Genomic DNA, 14,981 nt, shown 5'->3' with positions numbered 1-14,981 from the left:
AATGAAGAGCAAACGTATTGCCGTCGCTGCGTTCGCCGGTGTCGCCGGCCTCGCCCTGACCACCGCGTGCGGGTCGGGCGGCGGCGGGACCGTCGAATCCGGCGAGATGCCCGCCGAGATCAAGATCGTCTCGGTGACCGACAAGACCGGTCTGACCGCCTTTGGTGGCCTGCCCCAGTTCCGGGGCATCGAACTCGCCGTCGAACAGGTCAACAGCAGTGGATTCCTCGGCGACTCCACCCTCGTGCTCGAGAGCCGGGACGCCGCCAGCGACACGCAGACCGCCGTGAGCCAGGCGACCGAGGCGACGGCGGACCGGTCGGTCAGCGCGCTGCTCGGCGGCATCTCCAGCGCTCAGGCCATCGCGATCTCCCCGATCGTGGACCGGGCGAAGCTGCCGACCGTCTACACCCAATCCGCCAGCGACGGTGTGCTCGGCGGCGACTACACCTTCCGCGCGACGCCGCCGCAGACCACACACATCGGCACCTCCCTGGCCCACCTCGAGGACCTCGGGGTCGAGCGCGTCAGCGTGCTGTTCAACGCCGCCAACCCGGCGCTGGCGGAGATGGCGGAGAAGAACCTTCCCGAAGGGCAGTCCGAGCACGGGTACGAGATCGTCTCGACCACGTCCGTGCAGAACACCACCCAGGACTTCGCGTCCTCGGCGACGAAGATCGCCGGGGAGCGGCCCGACGCGGTGGCGATGTTGCTCACCGGCGCCCAGAACGCCACGGCCATGCGGCAGTTGCGTCAGGCCGGCTACACGGGACCGGTGCTGGGCCAGACCGGTGCCGGCGCGAAGAACCTCGTCCCGGCGGGCGCCGACGGGGCCGGCATGTTCTGGACCGCCAACTTCACCCTCGACCAGCCGACACCGTCGTCCCAGGAGTTCGTCGCGGCGTACCGGGCGAAGTACAACGAGGACCCGCTGAACTACGCGGCCGAGGGGTACGACGCTGCCTGGCTGCTGGCACGGGCGATCAAGGCGTCCGGCGGCGCGTCCCGCGAGGACATCCAGCGCGGCCTCGAGCAGGTCACCGCGGAAGGGTTCGACGGCGCGCAGGGCGAAATCACGTTCGAGGGCCACGACATGCGTACCCCGGGTGTGCTCGTCGAATGGGACGGCAGCCGTGAGGTGGTCGTGTCGAAGCCGTCGGCCTGACTCTTCTTGTGGCCGAATGTCACATCGCGTCGATCTGATCGACGCGATGTGACATTCGGTCCAACTGCGGAGGGCACGAACACGAAGGGGGCCCGGGGAGAAATCCCCGGGCCCCGTGTCGTTCGGTCAGCGTCCCTGCCAGACCGGTTCGCGCTTCTCCTTGAACGCCAGCGCGCCTTCCTTCGCGTCGGCGGAGGAACGCACCGGCTCGTAGATCTCGCGCATGCGCTCGAACTCCTCGTCGTTGGACCAGTCCCGGGCCTGCGCGATGATCTGCTTGGTGGCGCGCACCGCGAGCGGGCCGTTCTTCGCGATCGCCTTCGCGAGCGCGACGGCCTCGGTCAGCGCCTGCCCCTCGGGGACGAGCCGGTTGAGCAGCTTCGCCTCGTACGCGGTGTGCGCCGTGAAGTACTCGCCGGTGAGGCTCCATTCGACGGCGAGCTGATGGGGAACCTTGCGCGGCAACCGCAGCAGACCGCCACCCCCGGCGAGCAGGCCGCGCTTGACCTCCGGCAGGCCGAAGACGGCGGTCTCCGACGCGACGACGAGGTCGCACGCGAGGACGATCTCGAAACCGCCTGCGACGGCGTGCCCTTCGACCGCCGCGATGATCGGCTTGTCGGAGGACTTCTCGGTGATGCCTGCGAAGCCGCGACCCTCGACGGAGGGGCGTTCGCCGGCGAGGAAGGCCTTCAGGTCCATGCCGGTGCAGAAGGTCTTCCCGGCACCGGTGACGACGCCGGCGACGAGGTCGTCGCGGGCGTCGAGTTCCTCGAGGGCGGCAGCGATCGCGACGGCGGTCTCGGTGTCGATCGCATTGCGCACCTCGGGCCGGTTGATCGTGATGATCTGCACGCCGTCGGACTGTTCGACGTGTACGGGGGTGTCCATGTCTGTCTCCTATCGGGGCTGCATGCGGATCGCGCCGTCGATGCGGATCGTCTCGCCGTTGATCATCGCGTTGTCCACGATCGACAGGGCGAGCTTCGCGTACTCGTCGGGCTGCCCGAGACGGGCGGGGTGCGGGGTCTGGGCGGCGAGACCGTCACGGATCTCCTGCGAGAACCGGGACAGGATCGGCGTGTCGAAGGTGCCGGGGGCGATGCTGTTGACCCGCACCAGCTTCCGGGCGAGGTCGCGGGCGGCGACGAGGGTCATGCCGACGACTCCGGCCTTGGCGGAGGCGTAGGGGATCTGGCCGATCTGGCCTTCCCACGCCGCGACCGACGCGGTGAGGACGACGACGCCGCGTTCGCCGTCGACGGGTTCGTTGTTCACCATCCGGGCGGCCGACAGGCGCAGCACGTTGAACGAGCCGATCAGGTTGATCCGGATCAGGTTCTCGTACATGTCGAGCGAGCCGGGGGTGCCGTCCTTCTCGACGACGCGGACGGTGCCGCCGCGGCCGGCGCAGTGCACGACGGCGCGGAGGGGGGCACGCTCCTCGGCCGCGTCGAGCGCGCGGTTCACCGCGTCGGGGTCGGTGACGTCGGCCGGGGCGAACACGGCGAGTTCACCGAGTTCCTTGGCGACGACCTCCCCGTCCGAGGTGGGCAGGTCGAGGATCACCGTCGGCACGCCGAGGCCGACGAAGCGCTTGACGGTGGCCAGGCCGAGGCCGGAGGCCCCGCCGGTGACGACCGCCGATCCGTTGGTCATGTCCATGACTTCTCCTGTCTTCGAGAGGAATTCAGAGCCGTTCCACGATCGTTGCGTTGGCCATGCCGCCGGCCTCGCACATGGTCTGCAGGCCGTAGCGGCCGCCGGTGCGTTCGAGGTGGCCGATCAGCGTGGTCGCCAGCCGGGCCCCGGACGCGCCCAGCGGATGTCCGAGGGCGACGGCGCCGCCCACCGGGTTCAGGACGTCGTCGGACGCGCCGATCTCGCGCTGCCAGGCGAGGGGGACGGACGCGAACGCCTCGTTGACCTCGAAGGCGGCAATGTCTGCGACCGACAGTCCGGCCCGGGCGAGGACCTTCTCGGTCGCGGGAATCGGGCCGGTGAGCATGAGGGTGGGATCGTCACCCACGACCGCGGAGGCCACGATCGCGGCCCGCGGGCGCAGACCGAGGGCGGCGGCTTTCGCCTCGGACATGATCAGCAGAGCGGACGCGCCGTCGGAGATCTGCGAGGAGTTGCCCGCGGTGACCTTCCAATCCAGGTCGGGGAAGCGCTCACGCCAGGTGTCGGTGCCGAAGGCCGCGGGCAGTCCGGCGAGCCGCTCGGCGGTGGTGCCCTCGCGGATGGTCTCGTCGGCGGTGACCACCCCGGTGGGCGTCGTGACGGGGACGATCTCACCGTCGAACCATCCGGCGGCACGCGCATGTGCGGCGCGCTCGTGCGAGCGGGCCGAGTATTCGTCCAGTTCGGCACGGCTCAGGGCCCACTTCTGCGCGACGAGTTCCGCGGCGATGCCCTGCGGGACGAGATCGGGGAAGCGTTCGCGGACGGCGGGCCCGTGCGGGTCCTTGCCCATGGCCGCCGATCCCATCGGGACCCGGCTCATCGATTCGACGCCGCCGGCGACGACGATGTCGTACGCGCCGGCGACGATGCCCTGGACCGCGAAGTCGATCGCCTGCTGGCCGGAGCCGCACTTGCGTTCGACGGTCACCGACGGCACGTGGGTGGGGAATCCGGCCGCGAGCAGGGCCTGCCGGCCCGGTGTGGCGGACTGTTCGCCGGACTGGTTGACGCAGCCGATGACGACGTCGTCGATCAGGCCGGGGTCGAGGTTGTTGCGGGCGACCAACCCGGCCAGGACCTGGCCGAGCAGATCGCTGGGGTGCACGCCGGCCAGCGCGCCCTGCGCTCTGCCCCGGCCGACGGGGGACCGGACGGCATCGACGATGACGGCGCGGGTCATGGGCTCTCCTCCACTCGCGGGACTAATTCATGATGATGGTTACTATAGAGCACGGTCCAGCGCTCGATATGGCGTGCATCACACCGCGGCTCACCGGTAGGTGGACCAGGTGGGCAGGCTTTCGGGGAAGTCGGCGCGCTGGGGGTGGGTGCCGGGCCACTGGATGCGTTCGGTCGTGCACAATCCTGCGTTCATCTTCTCGAACGGCACGGCGTACATGAACCGCAGGCTCCGTCGCCGGAACAACCATCGGTCCCGGTCGCGGACGTACTCGTCGGAATACCGGTAGGCGGCCATCACGAGAGTGCCGTCGAGGGCGAGTTCGGCTCTGCCCGTGAGCAACCCGCGAGCAGTGTCGCCCTCGACGCAGATCTGGTCGCTGAGCGGGGAGTGCAGGGTCAGGCTGTACCTGTCCATGGCGGCGACGTAGAACTCGCGGATCTCCTCGTGCCCGTGGGCGACGGAACCTGCCCGTTCGAACTCGCCGTCCTCGGTGAACAGCGACAGCAGCGTCTCGATGTCGTGATCGTCCACCGCGATGGCGTAGGCGGCGACGAGGTCCTGGATGCGGGCCCGGTCCTCGAGGCGGGTGAGGCGGTGAGCCAGCTCCTCGAGAGTGCCGGGACGCGGATCGACGGTCGTCATGTGACCTCCCTGAATAATGATAACGATTGTGATGTATTACACATCATGACGTACCGGCAGGGAAGGGGGCGGCGCTCCGCGAAGGGGGCGCGACGCGAGGGAGCTGTGAGGCAACCCGTTGCCTCTTAATCATTATCATGGTTAGTATGTGAGTCATCGAACTGAGTGACCTTGACCACATCTGGCGGGCGCTTTAGGTTAATGATGAACACAGAAAGGTGGGGACATGGCGAAAGCGCACGTCGACGACGAGCTCCGGGACATCCGTGCGGCCGCGGCGACCGTAGCCCGGGAGCGCTACGCACCGAAGGCTGCGCAGTGGGATCTCGAACGCACCGCCTTCCCGCACGACGAGCGCCGCTTCCTCGGCGAGCTGGGGTACCTCGGCATCTCGTTGCCGGAGGAATACGGAGGATCCGGCGCTCCGCTGTCCCACGCCCTGGCGGTGATCGAGGAGTTCGCCAAGGTCTGCCGGCCGGCGGCCTTCCAGATCTTCGAGTCCAACACCGGTCCTGCTCAGGCCATCGCCCGACTGGGCACGGAACACCAGAAGAAGACGTTCCTGCCGCAGATCGTCGCGGGGGAGAAGACCATGGCGGTCGCCATCTCCGAGCCCGACGCCGGCTCCGCCGCCACCGACATGACGACCAAGGCCGTGCGCACCGACGAGGGTGTCGTGGTCAACGGCATGAAGCGGTGGATCTCCAACGGCAGCGAGGCCGACGTCTACCTCACCTACTGCCGCATGGGCGACGCCCCCGGCGCCAAGGGCATCGGAGCGGTCCTCGTCGAGGCCGACCGGCCCGGCATCAGTTACGGCGCGCGCGAGAAGCTCATGGGCTTCCGGGGTATCCCCTCGGCCGACATCTTCTACGACGACGTGGTCGTCCCGGAGGAGAACATCGTCGCGGAGGCCGGTGGCTTCCGGAAGCTGTTCGGCGCGTTCACCATCGAGCGCCTGGGCAACACGACCATGAGCCTGGCCATCGGGCAGGAGGCGCTCGACCGCACCATCACCTACGTGCAGGAGCGCTACCAGTTCGGCAAGCCGCTCGTAGAGTTCCAGTCCGTCCAGATGACGCTGGCCGACATGGTCCTGCAGGTCGAGGCCGCTCGCCTGCTCCGCGACCGCGCGGTCGCCAACATCACCGACGGCCTGCCCGATCCGCTCGAGGTCTCCCTCGCCAAGTGCACCGCCAACGAAATGGCCAAGCGCGTCACCGACATGGCCATCCAGCTGCACGGCGGCAACGGGTACACCGAGGAGTTCGGAATCGAGCGGCTGCACCGCGATTCACACGGATGGGCACTGGCCGGTGGCACGCCGACCATGCAGCGCACCCGGATCGTCTCCGAACTGCTGGGCCGCACGTTCGATCAGCGCGCCTGACATTGCACATCAACGAAGAACTTATCGAGAACGAGGTGAACGAAATGCTGGGTCGTTACGAGGGACGTATCGCCGCGATCATCGGTGGCGGTTCGGGCATGGGCCGCGCGATCAGCCATCGCATCGCCCAGGAGGGCGGTCACGTGTACGTCGCCGACCTGTCCGAGGACGGGGCGGTCACCGTCGCCGAGGAGATCCGGGCCGAGGGCGGTCAGGCCACTCCGATGCGGGTGGACGCGACGAACAACGCCGATCTCCGCTCGCTGTTCGGCAAGATCGACGCCGACCACGGAGTCCTGCACGCACTGCACGCCCAGGTCGGCATGCCCGGCCCGGGCGGCCTCGACGTCGACGACGCGCAGTGGGAGAAGAACATCGCGGTCAACGTCAAGAGCGCGTACTACTCCACGACGCTGGGGTTCGAGCTGCTGAAGAAGGCCGAGGGCAAGGGGTCGGTGACGCTCACGTCGTCGACGTCGGCACTCATCGGTTCGCCTTTCAGCCCGATCTACTCGATGACGAAGGGTTCGCTCGTCCCCTTCGGCCGCTCCCTCGCCCTGCTCGGCGCGAAGGACGGCATCCGGGTCAACGTCATCTGCCCCGGGCAGGTCGTCACCCCGATGCTCTCGCAGTTCTTCGGCCGCGAGCCCGGCGCCGACGTCTCGGCTCTGACCAAGGACTTCGTCGCCACCATCCCGCTGGGCCGGGGCGCGCAGCCGGAGGAGATCGCCTCGGTGATCGCCTTCCTCAACAGTGACGATGCCAGCTACATCACCGGCGTGACCATTCCGGTCGACGGCGGACTCACCGCTCAGTAACGACCACTTCGACCGGGAGGACAGGACCATGGTTCAGGTCGGCTTGCTGCTCAGCGACGTTCCGAAGTCGGTGAGCCCCGCACAGCAGTTCAAGGATGTACTGCGCATCGTCGATGCGGCGCAGGAGAACGGCTTCACATACATCGCGATCGGTCAGCACTTCCTCTACGGGGAACTGCGGTGGCTGCAGCCCGTCCCGCTGCTCGCCCGCCTCGCCGCGCACGTCGAGCCGAACGTCAAGCTCGTCACCCAGATCATGATCGCGCCGCTGTACCACCCGGTGATGCTGGCCGAGGAGATCGCCACGCTCGACGTGGTCACCGAGGGCCGGTTGATCTTCGGTGCCGGGCTCGGCTACCGGCCCGAGGAATTCGACTACCTCGGTATCCCGTTCAAGCAGCGCGCCGGGCGGTTCGACGAGTCGCTGCAGATCATGAAGAAGCTGTGGACGGAAGAAGAGGTCACCTTCCACGGCAAGTACTTCCAGCTCGAGGGCGTCAAGCCGCACCTGTTCCCCGTGCAGGATCCGCACCCGCCGATCTGGATCGGTGCGCACGCGATGGGCGGTGTCCGCCGCGCCGGCAAGTACGGTGACGCCTACGCGACGCCCCCGGAGACCCCGAAAGAGGAAGTGCTCGAACGCTTCCGGGTCGTCCGTGATCTCTTCGCCGAACGCGGCAAGGAATTCGGCCCCCAGCCGCTGCGGCGCAACGTGCTGGTCGCCGACACCCGCGAGCAGGCGATGCAGGAATACGCGCGGGTGGCGCAAGGCCGCTACCTCACCTACGCGAACAAGGGCCTCGACGTCATGAAGGGCACCGACCTCGAGAACGAGTTCGCCAAGGCGGTGTCGAGTCACGCCGTCGTCGGTGATCCCGAGCAGGTCGTCGCGCAGCTGACCGACCTGGTGACCACCATGCCGGTCGATCCGCTGCTGATGCGTCCGCAGTGGCCGACGATGGACGCGGACGAGACCATCGCGGCCATCGCCCGGCTCGGCAAGGAAATCGTTCCGTCGATCACTGCGATCCCCGCGAACCGGGAGTTGTCCTGATGCAGACCTACACCGATCTGAAACCGACCTTCACCGATCCGGACGAGTGGACACTCAACCACGTGCTGCGCACGTACGCTGCGTCCCAGCCGGATTCGGAGTTCCTCGTCACGCCGGAAGAGAACCGGCGCTTCACCTACGCCGAGATGCTCTCCTCCGCCGAGCGGATCGCGAGCACCTGGTACCGGGCCGGTGCGCAGCAGGGCGACCGCGTCGTCATCATGGCGCAGAACTCGTCCCAGCTCGTGCGCTCCTGGTTCGCCACGGCCGTCGGCGCGCTCGTCGAGGTGCCGATCAACACCAACTACGAGGGTGAGTTCCTCCGTCACCAGGTGGTGACCGTCGAGCCGCGGTGGGCGGTCGTCGACGACACCTACGCCGAACGCTTCGTGACGATCGCCGAGCACGCGCGCGGCATCGAGAAGTTCTGGGTGATCGACTCGGGCACCGGAAGCCGGGACCGCGCCGTCGAACTGCTGCGCGCCCACGGATGGGACGCCGAAGCGTGGGAGACGCTGGAATCGGGTGCGGTGCAGGAGCTGCCGCAGGCCCGGCCCCAGGACCTCGGGGCGATCTTCTTCACCTCCGGAACCACCGGCCCGTCCAAGGGCGTGGCCATGCCGAACTCGCAGTTGTACTTCTTCGCGCAGGAGGTGGTGTGCTTCACCCGGCTGACCCGGGAGGACACCTACCTCACCACCACCCCGCTGTTCCACGGCAACGCCCAGTTCATGGCGGTCTATCCCGCACTGGTCGCCGGGGCGCGGGCCGTGGTGCGGCCGAAGTTCAGCGCGAGCCGCTGGATCGACCACGTGCGCGACGACGACGTCACCGTCACCAACTTCGTCGGCGTCATGATGGACTTCGCGTGGAAGCAGCCGCCGCGCGAGAACGACCTGGACAACCGCCTGCGCTGCGTCTACGCGGCGCCCACGGCGTCCTCGATCGTCGACGACTTCAAGAAGCGCTACGGCATCGAGGCGTTCGTCGACGCGTTCGGGCTCACGGAGACCTGCGCACCGATCGTCGCGCCCTACGGGGTGCCCCGGCCGGCCGGCGCGGCGGGACTCGCCGCCTCGGAGTGGTTCGACATCCGCCTGGTCGACCCGGAGACGGACCGCGAGGTCGAGGTCGGCCAGGTCGGTGAGCTGGTCGTGCGTCCGGTGCAGCCGTGGACGTGCAGCATGGGGTACTACAACATGCCCGAGAAGACGCTCGAGGCGTGGCGCAACCTGTGGTTCCACACCGGCGACGCCCTCAAGAAGGACGAGGACGGCTGGTTCTACTTCGTCGACCGCTACAAGGACGCGTTGCGCCGTCGCGGCGAGAACATCAGCTCCTACGAGATCGAGCAGGCGGTCCTCGGCCACCCGGCCGTCGTCGAGTGCGCGGTGATCGGTGTCCCCGCCGACGTCGAGGGCGGTGAGGACGAGGTCCTCGCGACGGTGGTGGGCACCGGTGACGTCGGCCCGGAGGAGATCCTGGCCTGGTGCGACGGCCGGATTCCGGCCTTCGCGATCCCGCGCTACCTTCGATTCGTCGGCGAACTGCCGAAGACGCCGTCGGAGAAGGTCCGCAAGGCGGTCCTGCGCGAGGAGGGCATCACCCCCGACACCTACGACCGCACCGCGGTCTCCGACAGCGACCGCACCGCGGTTCCTGCGGTCTGACGGCCGGGAAAGGCAACCGAGATGGACTACAGCAAGAACGAGACGCACGAGGAGATCCGGCGCGGGATCCGCGATCTGTGCAAGCGGTTCCCCGACGAGTACTGGGCCGAGCACGACGAGTCCCACGAGTTCCCGTGGGAGTTCTACAACGCCATGGCCGAGGGCGGCTGGATGGGCCTGACCGTCCCGGAGGAGTACGGCGGCGGCGGCCTCGGCGTCACCGAGGCCGCGATCGTCGAGCGGGAGATCGCCGCGTCCGGCGCCGGCATGGGCGGGTGCAGCGCGGTGCACATCGGCATCTTCGGGTTCGAGCCGATCATCCACCACGGTTCCGAGGAGATGAAGCGCAAGTACCTGCCGCGCGTCGTCACCGGTGAGCTGCATACCTCGTTCGCCGTCACCGAGCCGGACGCCGGCACGGACACCACCAACATCCGCACCTTCGCCAAGAAGGTCGACGGCGGGTGGCTGGTGTCCGGCAAGAAGGTGTGGATCACCAAGGCGCAGGAGGCCGAGCGCATGCTCCTGCTGTGCCGCACCAGCCCCCGCGACGAGAACGCCAAGCGCACCGCCGGCATGACGCTGATGTTCGCGGAGATGGATCGCAGCAAGGTGCAGATCCGGCCGATCCCCAAGATGGGCCGCAACGCCGTCGACACCAACGAACTGTTCATCGACGAGTTGTTCGTCGCCGACGAGGACGTCGTCGGCGAGGTCGGGCACGGCTTCCGCACGATCCTCGGCGGCCTCAACGCCGAACGGGTCATCTCCGCGAACGCCGCGCTCGGTATCGGTGAGGCGGCGCTGCGCCGCGGCGTCGACTACGCCAAGCAGCGCGAGGTCTTCGGCCGGCCCATCGGGCAGAACCAGGGCATCGCGTTCCAGCTCGCCGAGGCGCGCATCCGGCTCGACGCCGCCGAGGCGGTCCTGGACAAGGCGACGTGGATGGTCGACCAGGGACTGCCGTGCGGCCGCGAGGCGAACGCGGCGAAGTTCCTGTGCGCCGAGGCCGGCTTCTACGCCGCGGACGTGGCCCTGCAGACCCACGGCGGTTTCGGGTACGGCAAGGAGTTCCACGTCGAGCGGTACTTCCGGGAGGCCCGCCTCATGCGGATCGCGCCGATCAGCCAGGAGATGGTCCTCAACTACACGGCCGAGCACGTGCTGGGCCTGCCGCGAAGCTACTAGGAGGGCGACGTGCAGCCGTATCGTTCGATCCTGTTCGTCCCGGGGCACCGCCCGAAGTGGGTGGACAAGGCGATCGCCGCCGGCGCCGACTGCGTGGTGCTCGACCTCGAGGACTCGGTGCCCGCCGCGGAGAAGGCGGCGGCCCGCGCGACCGTCGCCGAATCCATCGCCCGCGTGCGTGAAACGAACCGGGAAGTCGGGTTGTTCGTGCGGGTCAATCCGCTCGCCACCCGGCTGACCGGCGCCGATCTCGAGGCGGTCGTGGTGCCCGGACTGACCGGAATCTTCGCCCCCAAGATCGAGCAGGCCACCGACGTCCTGCGCTACGACGCCCTGCTCGACCACTTCGAGCTGCGAAACGGCGTCGACGGGCTCGAGTACATCGTCCCGGTCGAGACGGTGCGCGCCATCCACAACTGCCTCGAGGTGGCCACCGCGTCGCCGCGCGTCGGGGCGATGATCGGTCCGTCCGCCGAGCACGCCGACATCGCCCGCGAGGTCGGCTACGAGTGGACCCCGGAGGGGCAGGAGACGCTCTACCTGCGCAGCCGGGTGCTGCTGGCCTGCCGGGAGGCCGGCATCCACGCCCTGACCGGCCTGTGGGAGGATCTCGAGAACCTGGACGGGCTGCGCGAGTTCGCGGTGCGCGGCCGCCAGCTCGGGTTCCGCGGGATGATCGCCATCCACCCCTCCCACGTGGCCACCGTCAACGACGTGTTCAGCCCGTCGGAGCAGGATCTGGAGTTCTACCGCGGACTCGCCGAGGCCTACGAGAAGGCGGAGGCGGAGGGCGTCGGCGCGCTGCGGTACCGCGGCCTGCACATCGACAAGGCCCACTACGACAAGGCAATTCAATGGCTCGACCGAGCCGAGGCGATCCTACGGAGAGGTGAACGGTGATGCGCGGTCTGTACTTCGAGGAGTTCGAGGTCGGGAAGCACTACAAGCACTCGATGACCCGCACCGTCACCGAGATGGACAACGTGATGTTCACCTCGCTGACGATGAACATCCAGCCGCTGCACCTCGACGAGGAGTTCTGCAAGACGACGATCCATAAGCAGCGGGTGGTGAACAGCCTGTTCACCGTCGCGCTCATCGGCGCGTTCCACGTTCCCGAGCTGACCATGGGGACCACCCTCGGGAACCTCGGCTACGACAAGGTCAAGTTCCCGAATCCGGTCTTCCACGGCGACACCCTGCGCGCCGAGACCACCATCCTGAAGAAGCGTGAATCCGAGAGCCGCACCGACAGCGGCATCGTGTGGTTCGAACACCGCGGCTTCAACCAGCGCGACGAACTCGTCTGCCTGCTCGAGCGCGTCGGCCTGATGGCCAAGCGCCCCACCACCGAGGAAGGTGCCTGAGATGACTGCAGCGCCCGAAACCGAATTCCCCTTGAAGGACTGGGTTCCCGAGACCCGGACCCTGCTGATCGGCGACCGGGAGGTCGAGCCCGCCGGTGAGACGTGGGACGTCTACAACCCGGCCACCGAGGAGGTCATCGCCACCGTCGGCGGCGCCTCCACCGACCAGGTCGACGACGCCGTCGCCGCCGCCCGCGCCGCCTTCCCGGCGTGGTCGGCCCTGAGCGGCGAGGAGCGCTCCCGCCACATCCACCGCTTCGCCGACGTGCTCGAGAAGGCCGCCGACCGGCTGCTGCCCTCGATCGTCAACGAGGTCGGCACGCCGGTCTCGCTCGCCGAGTACCTGCAGGTCAAGATGGCCGTCGACGAGCACCTGCGGTGGGCGGCCGAGGCGGCGAAGACCGACCGCACCGTCCATCTCGGCGAGTACGACAAGCCGGTGCCGACGATGAGCGACGTCGTGTACGAGCCGGTGGGTGTCGTCGCCGCGATCACCGGCTACAACTACCCGCTGAACCTGGCCATCTTCAAGTTCGGCGCAGCGCTCGCCGCCGGCTGCACCGTGGTGCTGCTGCCGTCCCCGCGTACCCCGCTGACCACCCTGTTCCTGGGCGATCTCATCCGCGAGGCCGGCCTGCCGCCGGGCGTGATGAACGTCGTCATCGGCGGCGCGGACGTCGGACAGCGGCTGTCCTCGCATCCCGGCGTGGACCGGGTGTCCTTCACCGGTTCCGACGGGGTGGGCGCCAAGATCATGGAGCAGGCCGCGGCGAACCTGGCCGGGGTGACCCTCGAGCTCGGCGGCAAGTCGCCGAACATCGTGCTGCCCGGTGTCGACGTGCAGAAGATCGCCGTCGAGATGCACCTGCGCTGGTCCCGCAACGGCGGGCAGGGCTGCGCGGCCCTCGCCCGGCTGCTGGTGCACGACTCGGTCTACGACGAGTTCTTCGAGGCCGGTGCGTCGGCTTTCGACCAGATGGTCGTCGGCGACCCCTGGGACCGTGCGACGAACATCGGCCCGATGATCCGGCCCGACCACCAGAACCGCGTGCAGGGCTTCATCGACGGCGCGGCGGCCGAGGGCGGCAAGAAGCTGCTCGAGGTGACCAAGCCGCTGCCGGAGAAGGGCTGGTTCGTCAATCCGGTTCTGCTCGGCAACCTTCCGCACAATGCGCGTGCGGTGCAGGAGGAGATCTTCGGCCCCGTCGCGGTGATCCTGCCGTTCAAGGACACCGAGGAGGCCATCCGCCTCGCCAACGACACCCCCTTCGGTCTCGCCGCGAACGTCTGGTGCGACGACCCGGTCGAGGCGCGCCGCGTGGCCGAGAAGATCCGGGCCGGAACGGTGTGGATCAACGGCGGTGGCGCCATGCGCCCGGACGCCCCGTTCGGCGGCTACGGACGCTCGGGCGTCGGCCGTGAACTCGGCGAGTGGGGGATGCGCGAGTACCTTGAGGTCAAGCACATCCAGTGGCGGATCTGATTCGCCGGCAGGGCATTCGGCAGTATCGCATTCGGCCGGGCCGAATCGGACGACAAGGCTAGGAGAGACGACGATGAACGCATCCGCTGCGGGCCCGCTCGCGGGCGTCAAGGTGCTCGAACTCGGCACCATGTATGCCGCCCCCACCGCGGGGCGCATGCTCCGCGACTTCGGTGCCGAGGTGGTCAAGGTCGAGGATCCGACGACCGGCGACTTCGCACGCCAGTGGGTTCCGCAGAAGGAGGGGCTGTCGCTGGGCTTCTCCCGGCTCAACGCCGGCAAGAAGTCCCTCGGCATCGACCTGCGTTCGCCGGAAGGCCGCGACCTGGTGCGCCGGCTCGCGGCCGAGGTCGACGTCGTCGTCGAGTCGTTCCGTCCCGGCCGGCTCGAGGAGTGGGGCCTGGGCTACGACGTGCTGAGCGCGGACAATCCGGGGTTGGTGCTGGCCCGGGTGTCCGGGTTCGGGCAGACCGGGCCCAACCGGAGCCTGCCGGGCTTCGGCACCGTCGCCGAGACGGCCAGCGGGTTCGCCCACGTCAACGGCTGGCCGGACTCGCCGCCGACCTCCCCGCCGTTCGGGTTCGCCGATTCCATCGCCGGGCTGTCCGCCGCGATGGGCGTGGCGATGTCGCTGTACAAGCGGGAACGCACCGGGCAGGGCGACGTCGTGGACGTCGCGCTGTACGAGCCGCTGATGTTCATCATCGGCGACATGTTCCTGCGCTACACCGCGCTCGGGGAGATCCAGCAGCGCATCGGCAACGCGACCGGTGCGGCGTCGCCACGCGGCATCTACGAGGCCCAGGACGGGCGCTTCCTGTCCATCGCGGCGTCCAACCAGGGCATCGCCAAGCGGCTGTTCGCCGCGATGGGACGGCCCGAGATCATCGAGGATCCCCGCTACGCCACCAACGCCGCGCGTCTCGAGCACAACGACGAGGTGCAGGCGATAGTGAAGGAATGGGTCGGCTCGATGCCGCGGGCGAGCGTGCTCGAGACCCTGGAGAAGTTCGAGGTCGTCAGCGCGCCGGTGAACGATGCTGCGGACGTCGTCGCCGACCCGCACTTCCAGGAACGCACCCTCGTCGAGATCACGGGCAACGAGATCATGAAGGGCGTGCTGATGCCGGGACCGGTGCTGCACCTCGGCAGCTACGACGGCCCCGACTACGACGGGGTGCCCACCATCGGTGAGCACACCGCCGAGGTGCTCTCGGACCGGCTCGGGCTCACCGGGGACCAGCTCGCGGCGCTCGCCGAGGCGGGGGTGATCGGCCGGCCCTGAGAGCCGCCGTCCCGGTTCGACATCGATGCGGTGAACCGGAATCCGCTCAC

The 14,981-nt window shown here is 68.6% G+C and carries 14 protein-coding genes; 10 read left to right on the top strand and 4 right to left on the bottom strand.

The annotated features are described in order from the left end of the window. The first annotated feature begins 1 nt into the window (after position 1). Positions 2-1,165, top strand: coding sequence for an ABC transporter substrate-binding protein (locus AC2IPW_RS23490; RefSeq protein ID WP_486375816.1), 1,164 nt, complete (start codon positions 2-4; stop codon positions 1,163-1,165). 126 nt (positions 1,166-1,291) lie between these two features. Here the strand turns inward: AC2IPW_RS23490 and AC2IPW_RS23485 are convergent, their stop codons facing one another. The 4 genes from AC2IPW_RS23485 to AC2IPW_RS23470 all read right to left on the bottom strand — a co-directional run bounded on the left by AC2IPW_RS23485 (position 1,292) and on the right by AC2IPW_RS23470 (position 4,676). Next, complete coding sequence (locus AC2IPW_RS23485; RefSeq protein WP_003938476.1) at positions 1,292-2,056, bottom strand: crotonase/enoyl-CoA hydratase family protein; 765 nt, start codon at positions 2,054-2,056, stop codon at positions 1,292-1,294. A 9-nt stretch (positions 2,057-2,065) separates the two neighbouring features. Beyond that, positions 2,066-2,830, bottom strand: coding sequence for an SDR family NAD(P)-dependent oxidoreductase (locus AC2IPW_RS23480; protein WP_003938475.1), 765 nt, complete (start codon positions 2,828-2,830; stop codon positions 2,066-2,068). A gap of 25 nt (positions 2,831-2,855) precedes the next feature. Beyond that, entirely contained in the window at positions 2,856-4,031 is a 1,176-nt protein-coding gene (locus AC2IPW_RS23475) for a thiolase family protein (protein WP_486375815.1), read from the bottom strand. A gap of 90 nt (positions 4,032-4,121) precedes the next feature. Beyond that, on the bottom strand, positions 4,122-4,676 hold the full coding sequence (locus AC2IPW_RS23470; RefSeq protein ID WP_003938473.1) for a nuclear transport factor 2 family protein: 555 nt from the start codon (positions 4,674-4,676) through the stop codon (positions 4,122-4,124). 226 nt (positions 4,677-4,902) lie between these two features. On the opposite strand from AC2IPW_RS23470, the gene AC2IPW_RS23465 reads away from it, so the two are divergent. The 9 genes from AC2IPW_RS23465 (at position 4,903) to AC2IPW_RS23425 (ending at position 14,931) form a co-directional block, all read left to right on the top strand. Further along, positions 4,903-6,066: an acyl-CoA dehydrogenase family protein gene (locus AC2IPW_RS23465; protein WP_054374247.1), complete on the top strand. Its 1,164-nt coding sequence runs from the start codon at positions 4,903-4,905 to the stop codon at positions 6,064-6,066. A 44-nt stretch (positions 6,067-6,110) separates the two neighbouring features. After that, complete coding sequence (locus tag AC2IPW_RS23460) at positions 6,111-6,884, top strand: SDR family NAD(P)-dependent oxidoreductase (protein WP_235157548.1); 774 nt, start codon at positions 6,111-6,113, stop codon at positions 6,882-6,884. Between the two features lie 28 nt (positions 6,885-6,912). Then, entirely contained in the window at positions 6,913-7,938 is a 1,026-nt protein-coding gene (locus AC2IPW_RS23455) for an LLM class flavin-dependent oxidoreductase (protein WP_003938470.1), read from the top strand. Beyond that, positions 7,938-9,608: an AMP-binding protein gene (locus AC2IPW_RS23450; protein WP_003938469.1), complete on the top strand. Its 1,671-nt coding sequence runs from the start codon at positions 7,938-7,940 to the stop codon at positions 9,606-9,608. The genes AC2IPW_RS23455 and AC2IPW_RS23450 overlap by 1 nt, the downstream gene beginning before the upstream one ends. Before the next feature lie 21 nt (positions 9,609-9,629). After that, positions 9,630-10,796, top strand: a complete 1,167-nt coding sequence (locus AC2IPW_RS23445) for an acyl-CoA dehydrogenase family protein (protein ID WP_003938468.1) — start codon at positions 9,630-9,632, stop codon at positions 10,794-10,796. A gap of 9 nt (positions 10,797-10,805) precedes the next feature. Then, positions 10,806-11,696 carry an HpcH/HpaI aldolase/citrate lyase family protein gene (locus AC2IPW_RS23440; protein ID WP_003938467.1) on the top strand — a complete coding sequence of 297 codons (891 nt, stop codon included), beginning with the start codon at positions 10,806-10,808 and terminating at the stop codon, positions 11,694-11,696. Beyond that, a complete protein-coding gene (locus AC2IPW_RS23435; RefSeq protein ID WP_003938466.1) occupies positions 11,696-12,163 on the top strand; it encodes a MaoC family dehydratase in 468 nt (155 codons plus the stop codon). Before AC2IPW_RS23440 ends, AC2IPW_RS23435 begins: the two co-directional genes overlap by 1 nt. 1 nt (position 12,164) lies before the next feature. Next, complete coding sequence (locus AC2IPW_RS23430) at positions 12,165-13,646, top strand: aldehyde dehydrogenase family protein (protein ID WP_486375814.1); 1,482 nt, start codon at positions 12,165-12,167, stop codon at positions 13,644-13,646. Between the two features lie 73 nt (positions 13,647-13,719). Beyond that, positions 13,720-14,931: a CaiB/BaiF CoA transferase family protein gene (locus tag AC2IPW_RS23425; protein WP_486375813.1), complete on the top strand. Its 1,212-nt coding sequence runs from the start codon at positions 13,720-13,722 to the stop codon at positions 14,929-14,931. The last annotated feature ends 50 nt before the right edge of the window (positions 14,932-14,981 follow it).

The organism is Rhodococcus sp. NS-SX18, assembly GCF_057367935.1.
The sequence above is the reverse complement of the archived record's forward strand: the minus strand, read 5'-3'. Positions and strand labels throughout refer to the sequence as shown.

What these genes read in the sequence shown, in the direction of transcription:
- AC2IPW_RS23455 (WP_003938470.1), top strand. Translation starts at nt 6,913, where the DNA reads ATGGTTCAGGTCGGCTTGCTGCTCAGCGACGTTCCGAAGTCGGTGAGC.
- AC2IPW_RS23460 (WP_235157548.1), top strand. Translation starts at nt 6,111, where the DNA reads ATGCTGGGTCGTTACGAGGGACGTATCGCCGCGATCATCGGTGGCGGT.
- AC2IPW_RS23490 (WP_486375816.1), top strand. Translation starts at nt 2, where the DNA reads ATGAAGAGCAAACGTATTGCCGTCGCTGCGTTCGCCGGTGTCGCCGGC.
- AC2IPW_RS23450 (WP_003938469.1), top strand. Translation starts at nt 7,938, where the DNA reads ATGCAGACCTACACCGATCTGAAACCGACCTTCACCGATCCGGACGAG.
- AC2IPW_RS23470 (WP_003938473.1), bottom strand. Translation starts at nt 4,676, where the DNA reads ATGACGACCGTCGATCCGCGTCCCGGCACTCTCGAGGAGCTGGCTCAC.
- AC2IPW_RS23435 (WP_003938466.1), top strand. Translation starts at nt 11,696, where the DNA reads ATGCGCGGTCTGTACTTCGAGGAGTTCGAGGTCGGGAAGCACTACAAG.
- AC2IPW_RS23465 (WP_054374247.1), top strand. Translation starts at nt 4,903, where the DNA reads ATGGCGAAAGCGCACGTCGACGACGAGCTCCGGGACATCCGTGCGGCC.
- AC2IPW_RS23485 (WP_003938476.1), bottom strand. Translation starts at nt 2,056, where the DNA reads ATGGACACCCCCGTACACGTCGAACAGTCCGACGGCGTGCAGATCATC.
- AC2IPW_RS23430 (WP_486375814.1), top strand. Translation starts at nt 12,165, where the DNA reads ATGACTGCAGCGCCCGAAACCGAATTCCCCTTGAAGGACTGGGTTCCC.
- AC2IPW_RS23445 (WP_003938468.1), top strand. Translation starts at nt 9,630, where the DNA reads ATGGACTACAGCAAGAACGAGACGCACGAGGAGATCCGGCGCGGGATC.
- AC2IPW_RS23480 (WP_003938475.1), bottom strand. Translation starts at nt 2,830, where the DNA reads ATGGACATGACCAACGGATCGGCGGTCGTCACCGGCGGGGCCTCCGGC.
- AC2IPW_RS23475 (WP_486375815.1), bottom strand. Translation starts at nt 4,031, where the DNA reads ATGACCCGCGCCGTCATCGTCGATGCCGTCCGGTCCCCCGTCGGCCGG.
- AC2IPW_RS23425 (WP_486375813.1), top strand. Translation starts at nt 13,720, where the DNA reads ATGAACGCATCCGCTGCGGGCCCGCTCGCGGGCGTCAAGGTGCTCGAA.